This window comes from Sphingobium aromaticiconvertens (assembly GCF_037154075.1).
GTDB lineage: Bacteria > Pseudomonadota > Alphaproteobacteria > Sphingomonadales > Sphingomonadaceae > Sphingobium > Sphingobium aromaticiconvertens.
The window spans coordinates 3995138-4019480 of the sequence record NZ_JBANRJ010000001.1 but is presented as its reverse complement, the minus strand read 5'-3'; the positions used below and the strand labels follow the sequence as shown (position 1 = coordinate 4019480).

26 protein-coding genes and 1 pseudogene are annotated in these 24343 nt (G+C 64.1%); 6 read left to right on the top strand and 21 right to left on the bottom strand.

The features are described from left to right. Positions 1-92: 92 nt before the first annotated feature. Complete coding sequence (locus WFR25_RS19265) at positions 93-716, top strand: hypothetical protein (protein WP_272799574.1); 624 nt, start codon at positions 93-95, stop codon at positions 714-716. Positions 717-821: 105 nt separating this feature from the next. After that, on the top strand, positions 822-1781 hold the full coding sequence (locus WFR25_RS19260; protein WP_333972367.1) for an SDR family oxidoreductase: 960 nt from the start codon (positions 822-824) through the stop codon (positions 1779-1781). Between the two features lie 15 nt (positions 1782-1796). On the opposite strand, the gene WFR25_RS19255 is transcribed toward WFR25_RS19260, so the two are convergent. From WFR25_RS19255 to WFR25_RS19210, 10 genes and pseudogenes are all read right to left on the bottom strand, one after another. After that, positions 1797-2315 carry a GNAT family N-acetyltransferase gene (locus WFR25_RS19255; RefSeq protein ID WP_053085634.1) on the bottom strand — a complete coding sequence of 173 codons (519 nt, stop codon included), beginning with the start codon at positions 2313-2315 and terminating at the stop codon, positions 1797-1799. Next, positions 2308-2985, bottom strand: coding sequence for an ABC-type transport auxiliary lipoprotein family protein (locus WFR25_RS19250; RefSeq protein WP_082166104.1), 678 nt, complete (start codon positions 2983-2985; stop codon positions 2308-2310). Before WFR25_RS19250 ends, WFR25_RS19255 begins: the two co-directional genes overlap by 8 nt. Then, positions 2982-3917, bottom strand: a complete 936-nt coding sequence (locus WFR25_RS19245) for an MlaD family protein (protein ID WP_048576331.1) — start codon at positions 3915-3917, stop codon at positions 2982-2984. The genes WFR25_RS19250 and WFR25_RS19245 overlap by 4 nt, the downstream gene beginning before the upstream one ends. After that, positions 3917-4705, bottom strand: a complete 789-nt coding sequence (locus WFR25_RS19240; RefSeq protein WP_048576332.1) for an ABC transporter ATP-binding protein — start codon at positions 4703-4705, stop codon at positions 3917-3919. Before WFR25_RS19240 ends, WFR25_RS19245 begins: the two co-directional genes overlap by 1 nt. After that, complete coding sequence (locus tag WFR25_RS19235; protein ID WP_048576333.1) at positions 4702-5802, bottom strand: ABC transporter permease; 1101 nt, start codon at positions 5800-5802, stop codon at positions 4702-4704. The genes WFR25_RS19240 and WFR25_RS19235 overlap by 4 nt, the downstream gene beginning before the upstream one ends. Further along, positions 5799-5921, bottom strand: a pseudogene (locus tag WFR25_RS19230) (phospholipase A); the annotation flags it as partial. The pseudogene WFR25_RS19230 and the gene WFR25_RS19235, both read right to left, overlap by 4 nt. Positions 5922-5983: 62 nt before the next feature. Beyond that, the gene (gene fabI / locus WFR25_RS19225; RefSeq protein ID WP_048576335.1) at positions 5984-6757 is read right to left on the bottom strand and encodes an enoyl-ACP reductase FabI; all 774 of its coding nucleotides are present in this window, start codon (positions 6755-6757) and stop codon (positions 5984-5986) included. Next, entirely contained in the window at positions 6754-7950 is a 1197-nt protein-coding gene (locus tag WFR25_RS19220) for an acetate/propionate family kinase (protein WP_272799571.1), read from the bottom strand. The genes fabI and WFR25_RS19220 overlap by 4 nt, the downstream gene beginning before the upstream one ends. Further along, positions 7947-9374: a bifunctional enoyl-CoA hydratase/phosphate acetyltransferase gene (locus WFR25_RS19215; RefSeq protein ID WP_048576337.1), complete on the bottom strand. Its 1428-nt coding sequence runs from the start codon at positions 9372-9374 to the stop codon at positions 7947-7949. Before WFR25_RS19215 ends, WFR25_RS19220 begins: the two co-directional genes overlap by 4 nt. A 3-nt stretch (positions 9375-9377) precedes the next feature. Beyond that, positions 9378-11138, bottom strand: coding sequence for a PHA/PHB synthase family protein (locus WFR25_RS19210; protein WP_048576338.1), 1761 nt, complete (start codon positions 11136-11138; stop codon positions 9378-9380). 677 nt (positions 11139-11815) lie between these two features. Here WFR25_RS19210 and WFR25_RS19205 point away from each other — a divergent pair. Next, the gene (locus tag WFR25_RS19205) at positions 11816-12178 is read left to right on the top strand and encodes a response regulator (RefSeq protein WP_257538436.1); all 363 of its coding nucleotides are present in this window, start codon (positions 11816-11818) and stop codon (positions 12176-12178) included. Between the two features lie 66 nt (positions 12179-12244). Here the strand turns inward: WFR25_RS19205 and WFR25_RS19200 are convergent, their stop codons facing one another. The 11 genes from WFR25_RS19200 to WFR25_RS19150 all read right to left on the bottom strand — a co-directional run bounded on the left by WFR25_RS19200 (position 12245) and on the right by WFR25_RS19150 (position 21610). Next, positions 12245-12664: a response regulator transcription factor gene (locus tag WFR25_RS19200; protein WP_048576339.1), complete on the bottom strand. Its 420-nt coding sequence runs from the start codon at positions 12662-12664 to the stop codon at positions 12245-12247. Positions 12665-12749: 85 nt separating this feature from the next. Continuing rightward, positions 12750-13373, bottom strand: coding sequence for a response regulator transcription factor (locus tag WFR25_RS19195; RefSeq protein WP_257538435.1), 624 nt, complete (start codon positions 13371-13373; stop codon positions 12750-12752). Then, positions 13370-15244 (bottom strand): PAS domain-containing sensor histidine kinase, encoded by a 1875-nt coding sequence (locus WFR25_RS19190; RefSeq protein ID WP_272799568.1) that lies wholly within the window; start codon positions 15242-15244, stop codon positions 13370-13372. The genes WFR25_RS19195 and WFR25_RS19190 overlap by 4 nt, the downstream gene beginning before the upstream one ends. Positions 15245-15996: 752 nt before the next feature. Further along, positions 15997-16437 carry a host attachment family protein gene (locus WFR25_RS19185; RefSeq protein ID WP_272799567.1) on the bottom strand — a complete coding sequence of 147 codons (441 nt, stop codon included), beginning with the start codon at positions 16435-16437 and terminating at the stop codon, positions 15997-15999. Between the two features lie 10 nt (positions 16438-16447). Further along, positions 16448-17173 carry a phosphoribosyltransferase gene (locus tag WFR25_RS19180; protein WP_048576342.1) on the bottom strand — a complete coding sequence of 242 codons (726 nt, stop codon included), beginning with the start codon at positions 17171-17173 and terminating at the stop codon, positions 16448-16450. A 2-nt stretch (positions 17174-17175) separates the two neighbouring features. Continuing rightward, positions 17176-17334, bottom strand: coding sequence for a hypothetical protein (locus WFR25_RS19175; RefSeq protein WP_272799565.1), 159 nt, complete (start codon positions 17332-17334; stop codon positions 17176-17178). A gap of 23 nt (positions 17335-17357) precedes the next feature. Then, a complete protein-coding gene (locus WFR25_RS19170; RefSeq protein WP_272799564.1) occupies positions 17358-17828 on the bottom strand; it encodes a dienelactone hydrolase family protein in 471 nt (156 codons plus the stop codon). A gap of 2 nt (positions 17829-17830) precedes the next feature. Next, positions 17831-19168 carry an erythromycin esterase family protein gene (locus WFR25_RS19165; RefSeq protein WP_336972954.1) on the bottom strand — a complete coding sequence of 446 codons (1338 nt, stop codon included), beginning with the start codon at positions 19166-19168 and terminating at the stop codon, positions 17831-17833. Positions 19169-19198: 30 nt separating this feature from the next. Then, positions 19199-20002: a universal stress protein gene (locus WFR25_RS19160; RefSeq protein WP_336972952.1), complete on the bottom strand. Its 804-nt coding sequence runs from the start codon at positions 20000-20002 to the stop codon at positions 19199-19201. Positions 20003-20346: 344 nt separating this feature from the next. Then, positions 20347-20598, bottom strand: a complete 252-nt coding sequence (locus WFR25_RS19155) for a hypothetical protein (RefSeq protein WP_272799561.1) — start codon at positions 20596-20598, stop codon at positions 20347-20349. Between the two features lie 295 nt (positions 20599-20893). Then, positions 20894-21610, bottom strand: a complete 717-nt coding sequence (locus WFR25_RS19150) for a BON domain-containing protein (RefSeq protein ID WP_336972951.1) — start codon at positions 21608-21610, stop codon at positions 20894-20896. 300 nt (positions 21611-21910) lie between these two features. On the opposite strand from WFR25_RS19150, the gene WFR25_RS19145 reads away from it, so the two are divergent. Genes WFR25_RS19145 through WFR25_RS19135 form a run of 3 tightly spaced genes read left to right on the top strand, consistent with a single transcriptional unit; the run spans position 21911 to position 24340 of the window. Continuing rightward, positions 21911-22150, top strand: coding sequence for a hypothetical protein (locus WFR25_RS19145; RefSeq protein WP_048576346.1), 240 nt, complete (start codon positions 21911-21913; stop codon positions 22148-22150). 56 nt (positions 22151-22206) lie between these two features. After that, complete coding sequence (locus WFR25_RS19140; protein WP_082166107.1) at positions 22207-22719, top strand: Hsp20/alpha crystallin family protein; 513 nt, start codon at positions 22207-22209, stop codon at positions 22717-22719. Between the two features lie 4 nt (positions 22720-22723). Continuing rightward, a complete protein-coding gene (locus tag WFR25_RS19135) occupies positions 22724-24340 on the top strand; it encodes a bifunctional aminoglycoside phosphotransferase/ATP-binding protein (protein ID WP_336972950.1) in 1617 nt (538 codons plus the stop codon). The last annotated feature ends 3 nt before the right edge of the window (positions 24341-24343 follow it).

The window sequence follows — 24343 nt, the reverse complement described above, 5'->3', positions numbered from 1 at the left end:
ATTCGTCAGTCGATCGACGTCATTTTCCTGTATGGATTGACGGCCGGTCTGGTGATGGCGATCGCCTCCATCATCATGGCGAAGCTTCCCGAATGAAAAGGAAGACGCGTCTCAGGCGTCTTGCGCCGCTCGTTCTGAGTGTTCTTCTTGGGCTTTCTATTCACACCGCCGCCCAGTCGGCGCCCGCTGCCGCCGAAGCGACCGCCCCGGCGGGCTTCCGCCTCGATTCCGACGGGACCTTGGTGCATGTGGGAAGCGGTGCGCGCTTTCCCCATATGCTCGCCGGATTCACCCGCGTAGCCGAGCAGGGATATGATCCCAGCGGCCAGTATGTTTCCGTCGAATATCGTTCGCCAGTGCACGGTTCGACGATCGTTGCCCGCATCTCGCTGGTTCATATCGAGCAAATGTCGGCGAAGGAGCATTATACGATCATGAAGTGGCTTGCGCGCAGCTATTTCGATGAAAGCACGCCGCTGTCCGAGAGGCCGGTCGTTCTTCCCGACATGCCAAAGGATGCCGTCTGGCGCGGACGGTTCCGCGGCAGCCGCGAAGGCGTTCCCTTTGAATTCAGCCTCACGACGGTCGATTTAGGCTGTTGGGGCGCTCGCGTCGCGACGGCCTATCCCGAGGCTGATCAAGGCGAAGCCGAACAGCGGCTCGACACGCTGATCAGTGGGTTGCGGGCGTTGGCGCCGTCCGCACAGCGCAAGTAGAGTCGATCTCATCGGAGGCGTTGCCGCCCAGCTCCCAGGGCTGGGGCAGAAAACGCCGTCGCGCGATCAGAGATTAGATTGGATCGATTCGATCGCATATTATGTATGCCGACGATCCACTCGCTGACATTGCCCGAGCCCAACGACTCGATGGACGCCAAAGGCGAGACGATCGGAACGCCCTCCAAGCAAAGAAGAGGAAGAACCATGCTCGCAATCACCGGAGCGACAGGACAACTCGGACGGCTCGTCATCGCAGCACTGCTCAGGACGGTGCCGGCTGGCGAGATCGCGGCCCTGGTGCGTGACGTCGACAAGGCGTCCGACCTCGCTGCGAAGGGGGTCGTCGTGCGCGAAGCCGATTATAACCGGCCGGAGACCCTCGGCCCGGCTCTCGCGGGCGTAGACAAGCTGCTGCTCATTTCGGGAAACGAGGTCGGGCACCGCGTACCGCAACATAAGGCGGTGATCGATGCCGCGAAGACGGCCGGCGTGAAGCTCATCGCCTATACCAGCGCGCTGCACGCGGATACGTCACCGCTCGGCCTTGCCGAGGAGCATCGCCAGACCGAGGCGCTCCTCCGCGAAAGCGCACTGCCGACCGTGTTGCTGCGAAATAGCTGGTACACCGAGAACTACACCGCCTCGATACCCGCCGCTCTCCAGCATGGCGTCATGATAGGCTCCGCCGGAGTCGCCCGCATCGCCTCGGCGACCCGCGCTGACTTCGCCAACGCAACCGCGGCCGTGCTCGTCGCGCCGGAGGATCAGGCTGGACGCGTCTACGAACTGGCGGGCGATGAGGCCTATACGCTCGCCGAATTCGCGGACGAACTCTCTCGTCAGACAGGCAAGACGATCACCTTCCAGAACCTGAGCGAAGCTGACTACAAGGCGGCGCTGGTCGGAGCCGGACTGCCGGAGGCGGTCGCTGCGATGCTCGCCCAATCGGACGCGGCGGCGGGCCAGGGCGCCCTGTTCGACGACAGCCATGACCTTGGCAGGCTGATCGGCCGGCCGACCACGCCCCTGAAGGACGCGATCGCCGCAGCGCTGAAGGGTTGAGCGCCGACACCGGGTTCAACCGGCGCGTAGAGTTTTGCTGACCAGCACCAGGGTCGAGTCTCCAGGATATTCCTCGACCGAGAAGCCCATGTCGCGTTCGAGTTCGATCGCGGCGACATTGGCGCGGCTCTCGATCGACTCGATTTTCGAAAGACCCCGGGCTTCGGCCCGATCGGCCACGAAGGAGAGGAGAGTCCATCCGACGCCTCGGTGCCGATAGTCGGCGTCAACGGAGATCGCCACCTCGCCCCGCTCGCCCGCTGCATCGGAGACGAGCATCGCGCTTGCGACGGCGACACCGCTCTCGGCATCGAATGCGAGGAAGCTTACCGCGTTGCCGTCATCTATCGGGGTCAGCGCGCGCAGTTGCTCTGGACCGATTTCGTTCAATCCCGACAGGAACCGGAAGCGCAGATCCTCATGGCTCACATGGTGGAACAAGTGCGTCAGGATCGGCCCGTCCGTCGAGCCCGCCTGCCGCACGCAAAGGCGAAGCCCGCTCCGCGTCACGAGTTCCACGGTCTTGTCATTCATCTTTCTGGCCTTTTCCGGATGGTGGATTGGAGGACGCGCTGCGGCTGGTTTGCGCCGTCCAGTCGACGAGTTGTGCCGCATAACGGGTCACCGCCCGGTCGAAAGCCGGCACGATCCCGCTCGTGCTGTTCGCAAGCGCTGGTTCCTCGACCGAGAAACGGCGCGACGCGACCGGCTGTCTGTCATCGGCACCAAACAGGGTCACCTCCCCGGCGATGACGACGGTGGGCGGGGTCTTGCCATCGGCTTCCGGCGTGTAGCGCGCCTCAAACCTGTCGATGGTGACCTGCAGGGCCTGCGAGGCTCCCGTCGCGCTTCGGGGCGAAGCGAGGCGGAGGTCGGGCGCGCGCGCACCGAACTGCCGCGTCAGCGCCTGCGTGAAAAGATCGGGGACCGATGCGACCCAGCGGGCGTCCTTGATATAGAGCGCCTGCGCGCCGCGCGTGGTGAGGATGCGATCGCCCTCGATTTCCGGTGCGAAGCGAAGCCGCAACAGCGAAAGCGGCCGGCGGGCGACCGCCGCCTGCGGGGCGGTGTCGTTCGTCCGCTCGATCACGCCGAAACGGAAGAGATCATCACGCTTGCCACCCCCCAACAGGCTCCCGCAGCCGGCCAGCAACAGCGCTCCCATCAGGGTCGCGGATGTCCGATATCCAGGGGAATGCCTCATCGCGGTAGCTCCAGTTCCTTGCCACTGTCCTTGCCCAATGCCTGACGGGGATTTTGCCGGATCTGACGGATGAGCCCGTCCAGGGATTCGGCCGTCTCCTGCAGGCTGCGCATCGTGGCGTTGATGTTGGGGAGAGTGGTCGTGCCGATGTCGCCGCTCTGGGTATCGAGCTTCGCGATGACGCCGCGGGCCTCGTGAACCGCGACCTTGAGTTCGCCAGCCGCCCCGGAGATGTCTGCAAAAGCGCGTTTGCCGTCGCCATCGGCGATGTGACGGACGGATGCCGCCGCTCCCTGAATATCGGTGGCGGCGCGGTCGAGCTTGGTCAGCGCCGAGGCGGCGTTGGCGATCATGGTCCGGTTCGCCGCAAGCTCCCCAGTCGTCGTCCTGATGTCGTGGATGGCCGCGCCGACATCGGCAATGTTGCGATCGGAGAGCAGCTTGTTCACGCGGGTCAGGGCTTCGGTCGCGCTCGCGACCATCTGCCCTCCTCCCTGCAGCAGCGACGAGAGCGCATTGGGCTTGCTCGGAATGACCGGGCGCTTGCTATGATCGACCTTCCGTAGAAGCGGCTTGATCGCGGTCCCGGCGCTGATCTGGACGATGCTGACCCCCGAAATGCCCTGCGTTTCGGTCGACGCCATCGAATCCACGCGCACGGGCGTCCCGCGGTTGACCTCGATATCGGTGACCACACGGTTGGGATCGCGCTCGTCGAGCCTGATCCGCTGGATCTGACCGACCTTGATGCCGTTGAACTGGACCTCCGCCCCCACGCTCAGCCCCCGCACGGGACCATGAAAGACGATCTGATAGGGATCGTGCTCCCGTCTGAACTGCGAGCCGCCCAGCCACACCACGAACACGAGCGTCGCGATGAGCAGCACGATCGAGACGGCGCCCACCAGGGCATAATTGGCGTGGCGTTCCATCAGCCTTCTTTCTGCTTCTTGGCGGCACGGCCGCGCGGCCCCAGGAAATAGCTTTTGATCCAGGGATGGTCCGATTGCTCGAGCTCGGCGACCGGCGCGACCGCGACGATCTTCCTGTCGGCGACGACGGCGACCCGGTCGCAGATGGCATAGAGCGTGTCGAGATCGTGGGTGATCATAAAGACTGTGAGACCGAGCGCATCGCGCAGTGTCTTGACGAGGTCGTCGAACTCTCCCGCCGCGATCGGATCGAGACCGGCTGTCGGCTCGTCGAGGAACAATATGTCGGGGTCGAGCGCGATCGCACGCGCGACGCCCGCGCGTTTGCGCATGCCTCCTGAAAGTTCAGACGGTTTCAGGATGCCGGCATTATCGGGCAGGCCGGCAAGCTTGATCTTCAATCGCGCGAGATCACGCACGAAGCCCTTGGAAAGATGCGCATGCTCGAGGAGCGGCGTCTCGACATTTTCCTGCACGGTCAGGAAGGAGAACAAAGCGCCCTGCTGGAACATCACGCCGATCCGCCGTTCGATATCGGCCTGCGCGTCCGCATCGTCGATGTTCCGTCCGAAGATTTCGACGGTCCCGCCATCGGGCCGTTTCAATCCGAGTATGGTGTTGAGCAGGACTGACTTGCCGGAGCCCGATCCCCCTACGACGCCGAGTATTTCGCCGTGCCGGACCTCGAGATCGAGATCGTCGTGAATGACCTTTTCGCCAAATGCGGTCCTGAGGCCGCGGACACGGATCGGAGCATCGACGGCGTCGGTGGTCGATGGAGCGCTCACAGGTCCAACACCATGAAGAGCACCGCGAAGATCGCATCGAACATGATGACCATGAAGACCGACTGGACCACCGCCGAGGTGACGTTGCGCCCGAGGCTCTGGACATCGCCGCCGACCATCAGGCCATGCCGACAACCCGCCGAGGCGATCACCAGCGCCAGGAACGGCGCCTTGCTCATCCCGATCCAGAAATGCGTTATGCTCACCGTCTCGAGCGTGCGCTGGATGAAGAAGACCGGGCTGATGTCGATCGTGGCCCAGCTGACCAGCAGGCCGCCGGCGATGCCACCGATATCCGCGCAAAAGGTCATCAGCGGCATCATCAGCAGCGCTGCCAGAACCCGTGGAATGACAAGGGCGTCGAAGCGGTCGACGCCCATCACCTGCATCGCATCGGTTTCCTGGTTCATCCGCATCGAGCCGATCTGCGCGGCGAAAGATGATGCGGAGCGGCCCGACAGCAGGATCGCGGCGATGACCACGCCGAACTCGCGCAGGATTGCCACGCCGACAAGCTGAACCGTGAACACCTCGACACCAAGCGTCGTCAGCAGGTTGGTGCCGACGAGCGCGATCACCGCCCCGATGAAAAAGGTCATCACGAACACGATCGGGAGCGCGTTGACCCCCGCGTCCTGCATCATCGCAACCAGCGGCGTCAGACGCAGACGGCGCGGGTGCACGACCGTCCGGCCGAGCGCCACAACCAGCCGGCCGGCGAATTCGAGCATGTCGTAGGCGTCGCCGCCGAACTGGACGACCTGGCGGCCGAACCGGTCGAAAAAGCCTGTCCACCCCTTGAGGCCCTGTTTCGTCGGGGCTTCCTTCTCGAGGGCAGGTCGCACGAGGTCGATCAACCGCCGCAGATCCTCTCTCGGGCCGCAGTCGACATCGCCGCCGTTTGTCATGGACCGGAGCAGCGCCAGCGCACCGGCGGTATCCACTCGCCCCAGTTCGGAGACGTCGAGGCGCTGCGCGCTCCCGAATTTCGTGGCCAGGCGATCGGCAGCGTCGCCCAGATCAAGCGCCGTCCAGTCACCGCTGGGGTGAAGCGTCGGGACATCGGTGTCGTCGAGGCGCCAGTCGGCCTCGGTCACCGGACGAGCGCCACACCGATGCGCAGGCGCGTCGTTCGCCGGTTATGGTCGAGCAGGTTCTCGCCATAGCCGGCGAAGCTCTGGCCGAAGGGATAGACTTCCGGTCCGTCGCCGAGCATGCAATTCAAGCAGACGGCCGCCGCGTCGGCAAGGGAATCCGCGTGCTGCCGGTTGAAACCCGTCATGCGAGCAGGTGCAGGCCGCTATCGACCGGGATGACCGTGCCGGTGATCCGCTCGGCAGCATCGCTGACCAGGAACGCCGCCAGCGCGCCGACATCGTCGACATCGACGAGCCGGCCTTCCGGGACGGCCGCCGCGGCGCGCTCGATCAGTTCATCGAAGCGTTCGATGCCGCTCGCCGCCCGCGTCGCGATCGGACCCGGGGAAATCGCATGGGCGCGGATGCCCTTGGACCCCAGTTCGGCGGCGACATAACGGGTCGCGCTTTCCAGAGCCGCTTTTACCGGCCCCATCAGATTATAGTGCTCGACCACCCGGTCCGATCCGTAGAAGGTTACGCACAGCAGGCAGCCTCCGTCGGGCATCAGCGGTTCGGCCAGTCGCGCCATGCGTAGGAAGCTGTGGCAGGAAACATCCATGGCGATTGCGAAGCCTTCCGCAGAGGAATCGACGACGCGGCCATGAAGATCCTCCCGCGGCGCGAAGGCGATCGAATGGAGCAGGAAATCGAGGCCGCCCCATTTCGTGTTCACCTCGTTGAACAGCGCCTCCAGCTCGCCGGGAACGCGGACATCGCAAGGCGCGGTCCATTCGACCCCCAGCCGTTCCGCGACCGGCGCCACATACTGTTCCGTCTTGGCGTTGAGATAGGTGGCGGCGAGCCGTGCCCCGCAACGCGCGAACGCCTCGGCACAGCCGGCCGCGATGCTGTGTTCATTCGCAATGCCAACGACGAGCCCGCGCTTGCCGGCAAGATCGACCAGCGGTTTCATGATTGTCCTCCTGCCGGGGTCAGCGCGGCGAGTGTGTGAATGGCGATCATACGCTCCTCGTCCGTGGGAATGACACGAACGGCAACTCGGCTGTCCTCCGCGCTGATGATGGGGGCGTTGCGCGCATTGGCGAATGGGTCGATGACGATGCCCAGCCAGGCCAGTCGCGCGCAGATCGCTGCGCGGATGACGGGATCATTTTCGCCGATACCCGCGGTGAAAATCAGCGCATCGACGCCGCCGAGCGACGATATGAGGGCCGACGCCTCGCGCGCTGCCCGCCAGATGAAGAGATCGATCGCCTCGGCAGCGCGCGGATCGTCGCTGTCATGGAGTGCGCGCATATCGCTGGAGATGCCGGATACGCCGAGCAGTCCGGCCTGCTTGTAGAGCAGCGTCTCTACCTCAGCCGCGCTCATGCCCTCCTGGGTCTGTAGATGAATCACAACTCCGGGGTCGATCGCGCCGCACCGTGTGCCCATGATCAGCCCATCCAGCGCGGTGAAGCCCATCGTGGTATCGACACTGCGGCCGTTCTGCATCGCGCAGAGACTGGCACCATTGCCGAGATGGGCGGCGATCACGCGACCCGAGGCGAGCCCCGGATCGGCCTCCCCGAGCGCGCGGGCGATATATTCATAGGACAGGCCATGAAACCCGTAGCGCCGGATACCCTTGTCGTGCAGCGCGCGCGGCAGCCCGAAGCGGGTGGCGACCTCGGGCAGCTCATGATGGAAGGCGGTGTCGAAGCAGGCGACCTGCGGCAGATCGGGCGCGAGCGAGCGAATGGCCCGGATCGCGGCGAGATTGTGGGGCTGATGGAGCGGCGCGAGCGGACATAGCGCTTCCAGCCCGGCAAGCAGGGCGTCGTCGACGACCAGAGGGTGGAAGAACTTTGTCCCGCCATGGACAACGCGATGCCCGACAGCAACGATGTCGTGATCTGGCAGATGATCCCCCGCCCACGCGAACAGGTCATGCAGCAGGGTCTCGTGGCCGAGCCCGCTGCCATCGTCCCAGTTCCGGTCGATCAGGATAGTTCCGTCCTTATCGCGCGCGACGAGGTGCGGCGCGGTGCCGATCCCCTCCAACTTGCCGGCGGCGGCATGCTGAGGGCCGTCCGGCCCCAGCGTGAACAGCGCGAACTTGATGCTCGACGAGCCGGAATTGAGGCTGACGACGGCGCGGCTCATGTCAGAGCCTTGCCTTCGGGCAGGCCCGGCGAAGCCTTGGTGGCGGCGCGCGCCAGCAGCACGGCCACGGCGCAGGAAGCCAGGCGTGTTCGCGCGGAGTCGGCGCGGCTGGTGAGCACGATCGGTACCCGGGCGCCCAGGACGACGCCCGCCGCGTCCGCACCGCCCAGAAAGGTGAGCTGCTTGGCGAGCATGTTTCCGGCCTCCAGATTCGGGACGACCAGGATCTCGGCCTTGCCCGCCACGGGCGAGACGATCCCCTTTTCCTTGGCCGCCGCCTCGCTGATCGCATTGTCGAACGCCAGCGGGCCATCGAGCACGCCGCCTGAAATCTGACCGCGATCGGCCATCTTGCAGAGCGCGGCGGCGTCGAGCGTCGATCGCATCGACGGATTGACCGTCTCCACCGCCGACAGGATCGCGACCTTGGGACTTTCGATCCCGATCACATGGGCGAGGTCGATCGCATTGCGGATGATGTCCGCCTTTTCCTCAAGGCTCGGCTCGATGTTGATCGCGGCGTCGGTGATGATGAGCGGCGTCGGGTGGTCGGGCACGTCCATCAAATAGGCGTGGCTGATGCGCCGCTCCGTCCGCAGGCCAGTCGAGGAGGAGACCACCGCGCTCATCAGTTCGTCGGTGTGAAGCGATCCCTTCATGAGCAGCTTCGCTTCGCCCGAACGGACAAGCGCCACCGCGGCTGTCGCCGCGGCATGGCTGTGCGCGGCGGGGACGATGCGATAAGCGGAGATATCCTTCCCCGCTTCTTCCGCCGCCGCGCGGATTCGCGCTTCCGGCCCGACCAGAATCGGCAGGATCAGACCGGCTTCGGCGGCGTCGACCGCCGCGGTGATCGCCGCGGCGCTGCAGGGGTGGGCGACAGCGGTCGGCGGCGCTGCGTCCGCCCTCGTCCGTTCGATCAGCTTGCGATAGCCGTCATGGTCGGAGATGCGAACGTCGGGAAGCGCTATCCGTGGAAGGCGGATCTTCTCGGTCGGCGCCCTGACCTCGGCCTGGCCCGTAATGACCTCGTCGCCATTCTGGTTGACGCAGCGACAATCGAGCAAAAGCACATGATGCTCGGATCGTTTTTCGGTCACGGTCACCGAGGTTGTGATGGCGTCGCCCAGGCCCACCGGCCGGGTGAAGCGCAAAGACTGGCTGAGGTAGATTGCGCCCGGTCCCGGCAGCTCGGTGCCGAGCACGGCCGAAATCAGGCCGCCGCCCCACATGCCGTGGGCGATCACGCGGTGGAACAGGTCGGTCGCCGCATAATCGGCGTCGAGATGGGCCGGGTTAACGTCGCCCGAGACGAGCGCGAAGAGCTGGATATCCTCTTCCCGCAGCGTGCGCGTGACGCTCGCCGTATCGCCGACGGCGATCTCGTCGAAGGTGCGGTTTTCGATCATTTCCGGGACGGCCATCCCTCAATGCTCCAGCACATAGCGGCCGGGGGCGTTCTCGATCACCGGATAGTCCTTGTCCGGCGCGCCCAGCGGCGGCGGGGCGGCCGGCTCGCCCGAACGCGCGCGCAGCCACTCTTCCCAGGCGACCCACCAGGACCCGTCGCGCACGGGCGCATGCGCCATCCAGTCGTCCGGATCGAGCGCGGCGCCGTCCGTCTCGCGGGTCAGGATATGATAGCGCCGCCCCTTGTGCCCGGGCTCGGAAACGATCCCCGCATTGTGCCCGCCGCTGGTCAGAACGAAGCAGATTTCGGCATTGCTGAGCATGTGGATTTTGTGGACCGACCGCCAGGGCGCGACATGGTCGCGCTCGGTGCCCACTACGAACATCGGCTTGCGCAGCGCGCCCAAGCTGATCGTGCGGCCATCGACCTTGTAGCGCCCCTCGGCAAGATCATCGTCCAGGAACAGGCGGCGCAGATACTGGCTGTGCATGGCATAGGGCATCCGCGTCCCGTCGGCGTTCCAGGCCATCAGGTCCGACATGGGTTCGCGCTCGCCCATCAGGTAGGTGTTAAGGATCCGCGACCAGACAAGGTCGTTGGAGCGCAGGATCTGGAAGGCGCCGCCCATCTGAGCCCCGTCAAGATAGCCGCGGCTCCACATCATGTTCTCTAGCACGTTGAGCTGCGCCTCGTCGATGAACAGGCCGAGCTCGCCCGGCTCGCTGAACTCGGTCTGCGCGGCGAACAGGGTGATGGTGGCGAGCCGTTCATCCCCGTCGCGCGCCATCGCCGCCGCCGCGATGGACAGCAGCGTGCCGCCGATGCAATAGCCGACGGCGTGAACGGCCGGCGCCCCGGTGATCGCTGTCACCGCGTCGAGCGCCGCCATCGGGCCCAGGCGCCGATAGGCCTCCATGTCGAGGTCGCGGTCCGCGCTGACGGGATTGTGCCAGGAGATGATGAAGACCGTATAGCCCTGCCCGGTCAGCCAGCGGACCAGCGAGTTCTCCGGCGACAGGTCGAGAATATAATATTTCATGATCCAGGCCGGCACGATCAGAATGGGTTCCGGCCGCACGGTGTCCGTGGTCGGCGCATATTGGATCAGCTCGATCAGCTCGTTTCGGTAGACGACCTTGCCGGGCGTGGCGGCGACGTCCTTCCCGACCTCGAACGCTTCGGTCCCCGCCGGCGGCTCGCCGCGCATCGTGCGCTGCATGTCCTCCAGCAGCAGCCTGGCACCCTCGACAAGGCATTGCCCGCCGGTCTCGAATATCCGCTTCTGGAGGACGGGATTGGTCGCGACGAAATTGGTCGGCGCCATCGTGTCGAGGATCTGCCGCGTCCCGAAGGCGACCATGTCTTCATGATGCCTCGTGACGCCCACCACGCCGGTCGTGGCCGCGTGCCACCATTGCTGGTTGAGAAGGAAAGCCTGCGCGATCAGACTGAAAGGCGCTTCCTTCCAGGCCGGATCGACGAAGCGACGATCCTGCGGCAGCGGCTCGATTGCGGGAGCGGCGTCGTGGTCACCGATGCTGCGCACCGCATATTCGCCGAGCCGCATGAATTTGCGTGTCGTCTTGGCCGCCAGCTGCAACTGCTTGCCCGGCGAGCCGGCAAGATGCATGCCCCAGTCCGAAAAGGCTTGGAAGATCGTTGCGGGCGACAGGCCGTGGGTGATCTGTGCGATGCCCGCGATCGCGGCCCGGTCCAGGGTTTCGGCAATGCCGTCGAGCGGATCGGACGCGTCCTGACGTGAATGCGCTGCTGCCATCTTGGAGCTCCTGAAAAAATCCTGTCTCTACTGCGGCTGAACACGCGCAAGCGCATTACGTAAATGCCCCATGCCGCATGTCCCACGGCATTCCATTGCTATCACTTTCGCCTGTATTCTCAGGTATTTTGGGCCAAGGCTTGATCCGTGCCTTGGAAAAGAATCGCACCTTCGCAACGGCAATAAACGGTACTGCAAAGGTTAGATACAGCGCAAGTCCGTCGGTTGCTCCCGAACATTTTCGTCAGCGATCCATCGCCGCGCGCGTCCCCTGAAAAGCAGCTTGCCTTCATGGATGACATAGGTGCGACACGGCGGAATTGATCTTGGTAAACCCAATGATCGAGCAGAAGCAGACGGTCTTGCCCAGCCGTCCTTACATTGTGACCCTATAGTGCGGCACCAGATCGCGACCGGACAAATGCTCTCCGTACGGTCATCCAGAGCGCGCTTCTTGCCGCTGTCGCCAGGGGGTTCGCAGGATCGGTCGCGGATGGATTGAGATCGCTCCCCTCGGAGGGGAAATCAGCAGTGGCGCTATCCGTCACTTGGGAAATCTACGTAGTTCAGAGCGGCGACGTTGCCGTTAGACCGAATCGACCGGACGATTCCGGCAGTCCTTGGTTTGTTTGGCACGAGTGACACATAGGCCCACCGACCCGCAGATTCCTCACGCTGTGATCCTCCTTGTCGAGAGCGACACCGGATTGAGGCGCGCGTTGCACCTGTTGTTTATGGCTCGCGGCTATAGCGTGAAAGCCTATGCAGAGGAGACCCGCCTCCTGGCAGATCCGATGAGAGAGGAGGCAGCTTGCCTGATCGCCGAGCATCGGCCCGTTCATGTGGATGGAATCGACCTTCTGCGTCAGCTCCGGGCGGCGGGCTGGCAGCGCCCGGCCATTCTAACCACAGCCGATCATTCCGCGGAGACCGAACTCTGCGCACGCGGTGCGGGCTACGCGCATATTCTCCACAAGCCGTTCGCGCACCATGTGCTGCTTGGCCTTGTCGATGGAGTCCTGCCTCTGGGTCTCGGTTAGACGCAGCAATAGGCAGGGGTACGCGCTCCCATGCACGCGCTGCAGCGGCCAACGCCGCTTCGCCGCTCACGAAGATGGGGCAGGGGAGGCGCGGGGCGGGGCCGTCAATCGCGCGACAGCGTCAGCGAGCGCATGCTCGCGCAACGGTTTCTCGATGACGATGCTGAAGCCCTCCTTCATCGCCCGCTCGACAAGATCTGGCGAGCCATAGGCGGTGACGAGGATGGCCGGTCCCCGCCATCCGCGCGCACGAAGCGATTGCAAGACCTCCAGACCGTCCATTTCGGGCATGCGATAGTCGGTCACCAGGCAGATCGCGTCGTTCACAAGCGGATCGGCAAACATGGCCGTGCTCGATGCGTAAGAGCGGATGTCATAGCCTCGGGCGTGAAGGAGAAGCTGGAGAGAGCGGCGGACGGCCGGCTCGTCCTCCACCAGTAAAATCTTAGGGCGCTCCACCGGGAGAGGTGCAACAGTGCCATTCATGATCGTCTCGCATTGATCCGGTTCCTAACGTCGACCGGATGCAAGGAATCGCAGGAAAATCGCGGCAAGTCGCTACGTAGAGGTCCTATGAGCGGTCGTCGCCGAGATTGGCGGCGAATGCGATACGCAGCGCATCGGACAGGCTACGGACCCCCAGTTTCGTCATCAGATTGGCGCGATGCACCTCGACGGTCCGGGGCGATATGCCGAGATCATAGGCGATTGTCTTGTTGGGTAAACCTTCGGCCAGTCCCTTGAGCACGTCCTGTTCGCGTCCGGTCAGCGCGGAGATCATCACGGCCGCGTCGGCCGCCCTTGTCGCCCGTTTGTCGCTGTCGTCGAGCCGTTCGAAGGCGGCGGCGATAGCATCCAGTAGCACGGCCTTTTCGAAAGGCTTCTCGATGAACTCGACTGCGCCTGCCTTCATGGCCCGCACCGCAATCGAGATATCGCCGTGCCCGGTCAAGATGATGACGGGCATGGCGACGCCGCGCTCGAGAAGCGCCTGCTGCACCTCCAGTCCGTCCATCTCGGGCATGCGGACATCGAGAAGGATGCAGCCGGGCTCGGCGTGCCGCACCTCGCGCAGGAAGGCGACTCCGGACGCGTAGCTCGCCACCGTGAAACCCGATGTTTTCAACATGAATCCGGCTGATCGCCGGATCGCCTCCTCATCATCGACGATATGGATCATACGTCTTTCGGTCATTCGATAGTCTCCGGCTCGGCTTCGACGAGCGTGAAATGAAACTGAGCCCCGCCGCCGGGACGTGGCTCCAGCCATATCCGACCGCCGTTCGCCTCGACGATGGTGCGGCAGATCGAGAGCCCCAGACCCATGCCCTCGCTCTTCGTGCTGACGAAGGCGGTGAAGAGCTGTTCCGCGACTTCAGGCGAAACGCCCGGGCCAGAATCAGCAATAGTTAGCCGAATGAAGCCAGCTTTGTCACGGCGGGATGCAATCCACAGATGCCGTTCGGACGATTCCGCCATGGCCTCCACCGCATTGCGAAGGAGATTGATTAGCACCTGCTGGATCTGCACCTTGTCGAGAAGCACTTTCGAAGCGTCGGGAGCGAGATCGAACTGGGCGTCGATACCCTTCTCCCTAGCGCCCATCAGCCCGAGCGCCGCCGCCTCGCCAATGAGGGTGGGAAGATTCTCGACGGTCTTCTCAACCTCCCCGCGCGCAACGAAGTCGCGCAGCCGCCGTACGATCTGTCCGGCGCGCAGAGCCTCTCGAACCGAATCATCCAGGGCTTCGCGGATCATCGGCAGATCCTCGGGATTGGCTTCGGCGAGCAGGTCGCGCACCGCCTCCACATAGTTGGCGACGGCGGTGATCGGCTGGTTGAGCTCGTGGGCGAGCGTCGAGGCCATCGTGCCCATCGCGCTCACCCGGGCGACATGAATCAGCTTGGACTGCAGTTCATCGAGGCGCTCCTGGGTCTCCTGGCGTTCGGTCAGGTCCCGGATGAAGCCGGTGAAGACGCGCTGGGTCTCGCCAATGGCTTCGCCCACAGATAGTTCCATCGGGAAGGTCGAACCATCACGCCGCGCGCCGATGACGACGCGCCCGATCCCGATGATCCTTCGCTCGCCGGTTGCAAGATAGCGTTCGAGATAGCTGTCATGGCGTTCACGATCGGGCGACGGCATGAGCAGGCTCAGGTTCGATCCGCGAATCTCAGCCTCTGAAAAGCCGAACAGCCGTTCGGCCGCGGCGCTGAACGAGAGGATGATGCCGTGTTCGTCGATCACGATCATCGCATCGGGGACCGTCGAGAGGATCGAGCGGAGATGGCTGGCGCTGGCTTTGTGCGCACTCTCGGCGGCGCGCTCCCCCGTTGCATCGCGGACCACCTTGCCGAAGCCGCGCAAGGCTCCGCTTTCATCACGCAGCGCAGTGATCGAAACATGCGCGAGGAACTCGGAACCATCCTTCCTGAGCCGCCAGTCTTCCTCCTCGAATTTGCCCTCGTCGCGCGCGCGTTTGAGGTCGGCTTCGGGCTTGCCGGCCTGGACGGCGTCCGCCGGGTAGAAGATCGAGCAATATTGGCCGACGACCTCTTGCTCTCTCCAGCCCTTCAGCCGCTCGGCGCCGTCGTTCCAGATCGTGACGCGGCCTTCGGGATCGAGCATGTAGATTGCATAACCCTGTGCTCCGTCGATCAGCAGGTTAAGTTCGTCGGCGATCTCCGAGAGCTGGTTCTGGCGTCTCCTGTCCCAGGCTGCACGCCGCCGTCGCAAGGACGCGTTGCGAGCGTCGAGCAGGGCGATGCCTGCGGCCACCAGCAGCGAAAGCAGCAGATCGAAGGGTTCAAGACCAGGCAATGGGCGCAATAGGGCAAACAAGGCCCCGACCAGAATAGCGAGAATAGCCGCGCCCGTTGCGGCGCCCGTTCCACCCAGCGCGGCTGCAACGATGATCGAAAGGATGAGCAGCAGATAGGGGCTGTGGTTGACGCCCCACGCGCGGAGAGCAAGATCGGCGGGTACGGCGAGGAGAACGGCCACGATACCAATCGCATAGCCCCAGCGGGCCTGCCGTGTTGAGCTATCCTGCGCGTCACTTTCCATATGGAATCCCGTCTGGCTTTGATCCATCCTCTCTGGTTGCACCTTGATTATATTCCGAGCGTCGGAACTCGTCAGTTGACTACATCAGAAAATGCTACTCGATAGAACAGAAGGACTTTTTGGAATGAGATCGTAGCCCGTCTTCGCAACTCCACTGCCGTCCTTCTAAAAGCCTCGAATCGGCCCAAGACCCTCGCAGGTTCCGTCTCACTTTGAGACCTTTATCTGGCAACCTTGCCTTGGAAAAGCATCAAAACATCCGCGATGCCAGGCATCGTTCGGGTTCGCAGCCGAGTGCAATCCTGCCAACAGTGGGCGCCAACGCATCGGTCGATGCGTGAGCAAGCCAAGAGGCATCGCGGGTCATGAGGCATACGTCATTGGCCGTCCCGTGCCTGCCGCGCGTCCCGCCAGTCGGGACGGTTGATCGCGCGCAAACATAGGAAAACGCGCCCGGCGTATTTCCCGAAGGTTTTGTATTCCGCAGGCCGCCCGACCGAAGCCGAGAACCCATGTTTGCCGCGCGATGCGGACCCCTCTTCACGATCAAGATCGGACGGGCGAGGAAAGGCTATGCCGATCGCCCCTGCTTGTCCACAAGATACGACCGTGTCGTTTCCCGAATGACTGTCCGTCCGCAGAACCGATATTGGCAACGAAGATGATCGCCGGCGCATCGTTAAAACCTTCCGTATCAAGCCGCTGCATCGACCCTGGACGCTGTGGCCGCCATAAGGTCTGGTGGCAGCCTTTCAGATCTGATGCGATCGGAGCAGTTTCAGGATGTCGGTGGCGTGACGCTGGGCGAAGTCCTTGGCAATTTCCGCCAGAATATGACCCTGCATAGTCGGGTCGAGGTCGCTGCGAAGCACGCCCAGCATGCGCGGCGGCGCGATGAGGATCAGCGGCCTGCCCTGCCTGCCCAGCGATGCCACCGCCTGCAACGCCTCCTGTCCGAAACGGTCTTCCCGGCGCTGGTGATAGTCGGCATCGGCATAGGCGCTGCGCGTCGGCACCGCGCTGCCGAAGCTGCGCCCCGGAGCGTCCGTGGCCATCGCGCGGCTCGGCGGATTCTTCATCGCCCGCTCGTGCAGAAGCTCCAGTTCGGGCGCGGCGTCGGTGCCGCGATTGCGAAGCACCTGCACATGGCCGCCATCGACAACCAGAATCGTCGTATCGTGGGGAATAAGCATCGTCTCTTCCTTATCCTGGGGCCGGACCCCGTGCGCCTCGCATGGCGGTCGGACGCCCGGGCGAGCCGTGCGAGTGACCGAAAGGTGTCGCCTCTCGAACCAGCCGGACCACCTCCTCGTCCGTCGTCTGATCGAACACGGCATAGTGTGTTCCAACGGCGTAGAAAGGATCGGGCTGTGCCAGACAGACGATGTCATCGCACTCTGGCGAAATCTCGGCGATGCTGTCGCTAGGCGCGACCGGTATGCCAAGGACAAGGCGTGCCGGCCGATTCTTGCGCAGTCCTTTGAGGGCAGCCTTCACCGTGCCCCCGGTCGCGATCCCATCGTCGATCACGATGACCGTGCGGCTCGTCACCTCCACCGGGACGCGACCGCCGACATAGGATGAGCGCCGTCGCTCGATTTCCGCGAGCTGCCGCCGCATCTCGGCCCTGATATAGTCGGGGCTGGGCGCCAGCTGGCGGACGATGTCCTCGTTGAGCACGAGCTGCGGTTCGGCACCATCGACGACCGCGCCGATGCCCAACTCCTCATAGCCCGGCGCGCCGATCTTGCGGACGAACAGTAGGTCCAGTTCCGCATCAAGCGCCTTGGCCACCTCGAACGCGACCGGCACGCCGCCGCGGGGCAGCGCCAGCACCAGTGGATGCGCCCCCGCCAAGGGGGCGAGCACGATCGCCAGTCTCCGGCCGGCCTCGCGCCTGTCGTGAAACTCAGGTTTATGGCCGGCCATGGTCAAGCCTCCTGGAAATGTTGCCGGAACCATCGCGCGGCGTGGTCGATCACTGCGTCGAGCGTGCCTGGCTCTTCGAACAGGTGCGTCGCTCCCGGTACGATCAGCAGCTCGTTCTCGGCATGAAGATGGCGTTGCGCGATCCGGTTCAGCTCGATCACCGGCAGGTCCCGGCTGCCCACGATCAGCAGCGTTGGCGCGCGGACATGCGCGAGCGCGGCCGAACCCGCCAGATCCGGCCGGCCACGCGCGAGACAATGGCCGCAATGCGTGCGTCGGGGCCGGACGCGCCCAGCAGAGCCGCGCCCGCGCCCGTGCTCGCGCCGAAATAGCCCACCGGCAGCGGCGCCATTCCTGGCAGCAATCTCACCCACCCGGTGGCGGCCTTCAGCCGGGACGCCAATAACGGAATGTCGAACACATTGACGCGGTCCTGCTCCTCGGCCGGAGTCAGCAGATCAATCAGCAATGTCCCAAGCCCCGCGTCGCGTAAGCCTTGCGCGACATGAGTGTTACGCGGGCTGAGCCGTCCGCTGCCGCTGCCATGGGCGAAGATGACGATCCCCTTGGCAGCGACGGGCACGCCCAGCAGCCCCTTGAGCCCATCGGGCTGAACGGTGACGGGAACCGGATCGTGGGCGGCGAGGGCGATCATCGTCACAGTCCGAAGGGCCAGGTTTCGGGCGCGCCATGGGGATGCTCATGTCCCAGCGGGGTCACCGCGGTCGTTTGCTCAAACCAGACCCAGGCATCGAACTGCTCAGCCAGGACCGCCTCGAAATAATGGCTGAGGCGCTCGGTTTCCGGGCGGTACACGACGCCTATGGCGCGCTCGAGCAGGGGCTCGCGCAGCAGCCCGGCGAGATTGGGCTTCCTCCGCCAATCGGTCAGCGCCCGCGCCAGTCCCGTGGACCGAAACGCATGCTCGTAGCTGTCGGCACGTGCCGGCCGCACGGTCTTTATCTGCATGTCGGCGCCCCAGTCGCTGGCGGCGGCGACCGTACCGGTATCGGTGCCAAAGCCGATCGACACCGCTTCCTCGCCATAGGCCATGCGGCACAGCTCGCCGATGTTTAATTCGCCCTGCCAGCCCATCGCGGTCGCGGCGGCGTTGCCGACATGGCTGTTATGCGCCCAGACGACAGCCTTGGCACCATCGCCGCGATGGGCGAGCAGCGCCTGCAACGTTTCGAACATATGCCGGTCACGCAGGTTCCAGCTCTCGGTCGAACTGCGGTACATGGCGCGATAATAGCGCTCGGCGGCGCGCACGATGCGCGCGTTCTGGACGGCGTCGAACCAGGCTTCGCCGTCTCCGTGCAGATATGCGAGCCGATGGGTCAGCAGTTCATGAAGCTGTGCGACCGCGCGATCTTCGCAACTCGCGCGGCCGCCATGAACGACGGCGCGGCCATAATGCGCCGGTTCATCCTGCCATGGTGTCAGGCACCCATAGCGCCGGCGCGCATTCCCGGCGGCCTCTGGATCGACCGTGTCGAGATAGGCGAGCACTGCGTGGATCGACTCGCTGAGGCTGTAGACATCCAGACCATGGAATGACGCGCGGCAATCTTCGTCAAGCGATGCATTATGCCCCCGCATCCAGTCGGCAAATTCCAGCACCTCGACATTGCGCCACATCCAGGTCGGAAAGCGCACGACGCTGTCGCCGCGTAGGGGGCGCGGTGCTTGATGCCGGACATAATCGTCGATCTGCGCGGCGTCCGGCCAGTCGGCTTCGACTGCCACGACGGTAAATCCGTGACGCTCGACCAGGCGGCGGGTGATTGCTGCTCGCGCACGATAGAATTCCGACGTGCCGTGGGTCGCCTCGCCCAACAGGACGATCCGCGCATCGCCGAAGCGATCGAAGAAGCTGCCGAACTCGTCGATCCGCTCGGGCGACGGCAGCGGTTCGGCGTGGCGGCGCAGCGCTTCGATCAGCGCCGCCGGTGCCTCCCGGCCGATACGGTCGTGTAGCGCTGCGTTCGGCATGCGGATCTCCTTGTCAGGTCTGGCCCACTGTCAATGCCCAAGAAGGAGCGGCACCGGACTCTCGGCGAGCATCCGCCGGGTCACGCCGCCGATCAGCCGCTCGCGCAGGCGTGAATGGCCATAGGCGCCGATAATGCAGTAGGCTGGTTGCCGGTCCCGACAGGCGGTGAGAAGCGCATCCGCCACCGTCCATTCCAGCGGAACATCACGGTCGATGCGGGCATGGATGCCATGGCGTGAGAGATAGGCGGCGGCCTCTTCCGCAGGCGGTCCATCGGTCTTGCCGATCTCCACGATCGTCACGCCTTTCGTGAGGGCGAGGAGCGGCGTGACCGCGCGAAGCGTCTCGGCGACAGCGGGAGCACCGTTCCAGGCGACCAGCGCCTGTCCATTGGCATCGAGGCTGCGAAACTGTTGTGGAACCGCGAGGATTGGCTTTCCGGCGCGCATAACGACGTCGGAAACGATCGCCCGCATGTCGGGAGGCTCATGATCGGCGAACATAGTGTTGAGCACGATGATGTCGGCGAGCCCCGTCTCGGCTTCCAGCAGACCGGCAATGTCGCCGGTCGCGTCAGCCCAGTCCCATGTGATGTCCTCGACTGAAAGGCGCGCCTCGATCCGGTCGCGATTAACCGCTTCCCGGTTGCGCGCGTCGGCGAGCAGGGCGACTTCGGCATCGGCCATCATATAGTCTGCGCCGACCAGGATTGGCGCCTGGACAATGTCGAGACATGTGAGATGCCCGTTGGTCGCGCGGACAAGATCGAGCGCGGCCTGGAAGCGAGCCTCTTCACCGGCGTCATCGTGAATCAACAGCAGAACATTCTTCATATGAATCTCCAGCGCATGCCCGCCATCGAGGCGGAGTCGTAGCCGAACAATGGCGGTCACGTTCGCGACAATCATTACGTGAGGATACGGAGGAAGAGTTCGCGGTGCGCCACTGCGTAGACTTCCGGATGCCGAACAGGTCGTTCGTTGCGTACGACTCCGACGTTCTCCGGCCAGACCCCGGACAAAGATTAAACCCAGGAGTCCCTGATGAACCGGTCCATCCAAACACGCCGAAACCTGCCCGACGGCGCCAACCGTTTGCGGATTGGTATAATCATGCTGTGCGGCGTGGTTGCGAGCCAGATCATGGTGTCGATGGCGACTGGGGCTGACCCCCTACCTCATTTGTCGGCGGTCTTCAGCACACGGCAAGTCCATCCCCAAATCGATGCGCGGGCATCCACGATCATGGCGCATTCCCGGTAATAGAACTCCCAGACCGAATAGCCAGTCAGCGGCTCTAATCGCTGTCGAATCGGCGCGTGATGCCCAAGGAGCTTCTCGCTTGATTGTCCGCAGTCCTGGTGGCGCGCGCTCGGAGTGGCTACTTCTGGCCTGTGGATCTTGGCCAGTTCCACGCCGGTTTTGTTCATACCGTCTGAGGCGAGCCGTTGGTATCGATAGCCACGCGAGCGTCCTCGACGGCGGGCACCTCAAAGTCTAGCCCACATGCGTCGGTCGCCGGTAGGCGACATAGAAATCGAATGCCAACCCACAGATAATGTAACCGGGTCGATGTGCTCGCCGGCCGGGCTTCCTGCATAAAATGCAAAGAGGAAGGATCGCCAGGAACGGACAGGCGCGGACTTCACGTTCATCTTGAGCGATTATCGAAGCTGGCCGCCGGGATATCCCGACGGCCGTCTGCTCGTGTGCTCGCTGCGAAGGTCAGAAAGCGACGATGATATTGTCGTCGACCGTGGTGACGCCGGGAGCGGCCCAAGCCGCACGCTCGGCGATCTGGCGCTCGTTCCACGCCTTGACCTTGCCGCCCAGCGTGACCTTGCCGCCATCGGTGAACACCGTCACCGATGCCGCATCGAGATCGGCATTGCGCTTGAACGCCGCCATGATCCGGTCCTTGATATCGCCCGACGTCGGCAGCTTGCGCACCTCGATCAGATTGCCGACGCCGACGACGCCGTTGACCTTGCCCGCGACCTTCCGGGCCTCGTCGCTCTGGTAGTGCCAGTCGACCGTGCCGCTCAGCGTCACCCAGCCATGCTCGACCTTCACCGCGATCTTGTCGTCGGGGATCGAGACGTTCCAGGAGAACATGTCGAGGATGCGCTTGGCGATTTCATGATCGGCCGTCTTCGGATCGGAGGCGAAGCGCACCTTGATCTCCTCGGCGAGCGCCTTCACGCCAGCCACGCGCCGTGCCGCCTTTTCCGCCGCCAGCTTCTCGGCATAGCTCTTCACGAAACCCGACAGCGTCACCACGCCGTCGGTCACCGCCACCCCGATATCCGCATGATCGACGCTCGGCTCCCACTCCAGCTCCGCCATCACGTCACGCTGCAATTGACTGTCGCTCTTCATCTCAGCTCTCCTTGGCTCGTAAAATAACCGTCCCAGGTGGGTCGGCAGCTCATCGACGGCCATAAGCCGGGGACCATCGGCAAGTTCATCGCAGGGTCGCCAATGGATTGACCGCGCATCGGGGAATCCCTGCAACGTCCCTTGTCTGTTGCCTGGCGCTGCCACAGAATCCGTATTGTCCCGGAGGGACCAGGGTATGCCATCATCCCTGCAGGCCGGGGCTCGACTCCTTGGCCAAGCGACAAATTTCAGCCGAGTGCGGCCGCAGGACGGCGCCCGAAGATGGTCGGCTAGGTAAACTCCCCAATATAGGCGCCGATGGACCGCCTTTATCCTCAACAAGACTCGGCGAAGGAGGTCATCATGAGTGACAAGAGCACCATCCGGGCGAGCTGGCCGTCCGGTGGTCCAGACGCAGCAGCGGCGATGCTTGCCGCCCAACGCCTGTGGCAGTTGCCGCTGACGCTCTACACGAGTTGGTGGAATGTGGGCGTGGAGACACTTTGGCCACATATGCCGCATCCGCACCATCACGACGAGCATGACCAGCTCGTGGTTCCCGAACCGATCGAGGCTGAAAGCGAACATGCCCTGTTCGCCTGACGAAAGGTCTTTCCCTCGTCACGGGATCGACCATCTTTAACCTTAGGAGAAGCAAGATGAACGGTGTGACCAATGTTCCAGTGACCAAAACGCGTCCGGCGTCATCGTTGCGCGATCTCGCAACCCAGATCAGCGAGCCGGTCGGCTGGCTGCGATCGGAGATCGACCGCCTGTTCGACGATTTCGGCAGCTCCAGCCGCAGCCTTTTCCACTTCGCTCCGCGCGGCGCCGTGGCAATCGTGCCGGCGCTTGAGCTGGTCGATGACGAGAAGGCCTATCGTCTTACCGCGGAGCTTCCCGGGCTCGATGAAAAGGATGTGGAGATCAACGTCGCCGATGGCGTGCTCAGCATCTCGGGCGAAAAGAAGGAAGAGGAAGAGCGCAAGGAGAAGGGCTTCCTGCTCAACGAGCGCCGCTATGGTTCCTTCCGGCGCCAGATTTCGCTTCCCGCCGATGTCGATGCCGAGGGTATCAAGGCGCAGTTCAAGGACGGAGTCCTGACAGTGACGCTGGCCAAGGACGAGAATGTGGCGGCACGCACGCGCAAGATCGCGATCGAGAAGGTCTGAGCCAATGGCGACGACATCGCCTGGCCCCGGCACGCCGGACGACCAAGCCGATGTCGTCGCCTTCCTCGACCAGGGTCACGCCTTCGAGCGAACGCGCCCCACGCGCATCGATACCCACTGCGCCAGTATTTTCCTTGTCGGCGACCGCGCCTGGAAGCTCAAGCGCGCGGTCCGGTTCGGCTATCTTGATTTCTCGACCTTCGACAAGCGCCATGCCGCGCTCGAGGCGGAGCTTCGCCTCAACCGCCGAACCGCGCCCGATCTATATCTCGCGCTTCATCCGATCACGCGGGAAGCCGGCGGTCGACTGGCGATCGACGGCGCCGGTGACGTGGTCGACTGGCTGCTCGAGATGCGACGCTTCCCCGATGATGCGCTGCTCATCCATATCGCCGATCACGGCCAGCTCGATGAGCGCCTGCTGATGCGGCTGGCGGACCACATAGGCGCTTTTCACTCGGCAGCGGAGGCTGATCGGGCTCACGCGGGTGCGATATCGTTCCGCCGCGTCATAGACGGCAATATTGCCAGCATGGGGGCCTTTCCCGATATCCTCGACCCGGACAAAGCGAAGCATCTCGGCGACAGCCTGCTCCAGATGACCGATGATATGGCACCGCTGCTCGATGCCCGAGCGCGGGAAGGCCGGGTTAGACATGGTCATGGCGATCTCCATCTCGCCAACATCGCGCTGATCGACGGCGAGCCGACCTTGTTCGACTGCCTGGAATTCAGCGTCGAACTGGCCACGATCGATGTCCTCTACGATCTCGCCTTTCTCCTGATGGATCTCTGGCATCGCAACCTCCGCACCGAGGCGAACATCGTCTTCAACCGCTATCTCGATCTGTCGCCGGCGGATGAGAGCGGGATCGGGCTGCTGCCCTTGTTCCTGTCGGTTCGCGCCGCGATCCGCGCGCATGTGCTGGCAGCGCAGAGCCTGCGTGCTCCTGAAGACAGGGCGCTCGCGCAGAATGCGCGATCCTATCTCGAACTTGCGCTCGCCATGCTGGTGCCCGCTCCCCCGCGGCTGGTAGCGATCGGCGGACTCTCGGGAACCGGCAAGTCCAGTCTCGCACGTCGGCTCGGCGGCGCGATCGGACGCGCGCCCGGTGCCAGGATCCTTCGGAACGATGTACTGCGCAAGCGCCTCGCGGGGCTGTCTCCCGAGGCAAGGCTTCCCCGCGGCAGCTATTCGGCGCAGGCCGCCGCCCGGGTCTATGAGACAACTGACAGGATGGCCGCATCGGCGCTTGCGCTCGGTCAATCCGTCGTGGCCGATGCGGTGTTCGCGCAGCGTGTCGAGCGCGAGAGGATCGAGGCGGTCGGGCGGCAGTCGGGTGTTCCCTTCGATGGTCTCTGGTTAGAAGCGGCGGCAACCGCGCGGCTCAGCCGGGTCGGGACGCGCGGCGCCGACGCGTCGGATGCCGATGTTGCAGTCGCGCAGGCCCAATCCCAGCTGGAAATCGGCGATCTCGGCTCGTGGCATAGGGTCCATGCGGACGGATCGCTGGACGAGGTGGCTGCGGTGGCGTGCGCCAAACTGGGACACCGCGTAATTGATGTAGCCCCCCTCCTGGATGGTACGAAGTCGGAAGACCGCTTCAATGCAGGAGGGTGACCG

Excerpts from the sequence above, each read along its gene's own strand:
- WFR25_RS19265 (WP_272799574.1), top strand. The coding sequence starts at position 93 with ATGAAAAGGAAGACGCGTCTCAGGCGTCTTGCGCCGCTCGTTCTGAGT.
- WFR25_RS19260 (WP_333972367.1), top strand. The coding sequence starts at position 822 with ATGCCGACGATCCACTCGCTGACATTGCCCGAGCCCAACGACTCGATG.
- WFR25_RS19255 (WP_053085634.1), bottom strand. The coding sequence starts at position 2,315 with ATGAATGACAAGACCGTGGAACTCGTGACGCGGAGCGGGCTTCGCCTT.
- WFR25_RS19250 (WP_082166104.1), bottom strand. The coding sequence starts at position 2,985 with ATGAGGCATTCCCCTGGATATCGGACATCCGCGACCCTGATGGGAGCG.
- WFR25_RS19245 (WP_048576331.1), bottom strand. The coding sequence starts at position 3,917 with ATGGAACGCCACGCCAATTATGCCCTGGTGGGCGCCGTCTCGATCGTG.
- fabI (WP_048576335.1), bottom strand. The coding sequence starts at position 6,757 with ATGAAACCGCTGGTCGATCTTGCCGGCAAGCGCGGGCTCGTCGTTGGC.
- WFR25_RS19220 (WP_272799571.1), bottom strand. The coding sequence starts at position 7,950 with ATGAGCCGCGCCGTCGTCAGCCTCAATTCCGGCTCGTCGAGCATCAAG.
- WFR25_RS19215 (WP_048576337.1), bottom strand. The coding sequence starts at position 9,374 with ATGGCCGTCCCGGAAATGATCGAAAACCGCACCTTCGACGAGATCGCC.
- WFR25_RS19210 (WP_048576338.1), bottom strand. The coding sequence starts at position 11,138 with ATGGCAGCAGCGCATTCACGTCAGGACGCGTCCGATCCGCTCGACGGC.
- WFR25_RS19200 (WP_048576339.1), bottom strand. The coding sequence starts at position 12,664 with ATGAATGGCACTGTTGCACCTCTCCCGGTGGAGCGCCCTAAGATTTTA.
- WFR25_RS19195 (WP_257538435.1), bottom strand. The coding sequence starts at position 13,373 with ATGACCGAAAGACGTATGATCCATATCGTCGATGATGAGGAGGCGATC.
- WFR25_RS19190 (WP_272799568.1), bottom strand. The coding sequence starts at position 15,244 with ATGGAAAGTGACGCGCAGGATAGCTCAACACGGCAGGCCCGCTGGGGC.
- WFR25_RS19185 (WP_272799567.1), bottom strand. The coding sequence starts at position 16,437 with ATGCTTATTCCCCACGATACGACGATTCTGGTTGTCGATGGCGGCCAT.
- WFR25_RS19180 (WP_048576342.1), bottom strand. The coding sequence starts at position 17,173 with ATGGCCGGCCATAAACCTGAGTTTCACGACAGGCGCGAGGCCGGCCGG.
- WFR25_RS19170 (WP_272799564.1), bottom strand. The coding sequence starts at position 17,828 with ATGATCGCCCTCGCCGCCCACGATCCGGTTCCCGTCACCGTTCAGCCC.
- WFR25_RS19165 (WP_336972954.1), bottom strand. The coding sequence starts at position 19,168 with ATGCCGAACGCAGCGCTACACGACCGTATCGGCCGGGAGGCACCGGCG.
- WFR25_RS19160 (WP_336972952.1), bottom strand. The coding sequence starts at position 20,002 with ATGAAGAATGTTCTGCTGTTGATTCACGATGACGCCGGTGAAGAGGCT.
- WFR25_RS19155 (WP_272799561.1), bottom strand. The coding sequence starts at position 20,598 with ATGAACAAAACCGGCGTGGAACTGGCCAAGATCCACAGGCCAGAAGTA.
- WFR25_RS19150 (WP_336972951.1), bottom strand. The coding sequence starts at position 21,610 with ATGGCCGTCGATGAGCTGCCGACCCACCTGGGACGGTTATTTTACGAG.
- WFR25_RS19145 (WP_048576346.1), top strand. The coding sequence starts at position 21,911 with ATGAGTGACAAGAGCACCATCCGGGCGAGCTGGCCGTCCGGTGGTCCA.
- WFR25_RS19140 (WP_082166107.1), top strand. The coding sequence starts at position 22,207 with ATGAACGGTGTGACCAATGTTCCAGTGACCAAAACGCGTCCGGCGTCA.
- WFR25_RS19135 (WP_336972950.1), top strand. The coding sequence starts at position 22,724 with ATGGCGACGACATCGCCTGGCCCCGGCACGCCGGACGACCAAGCCGAT.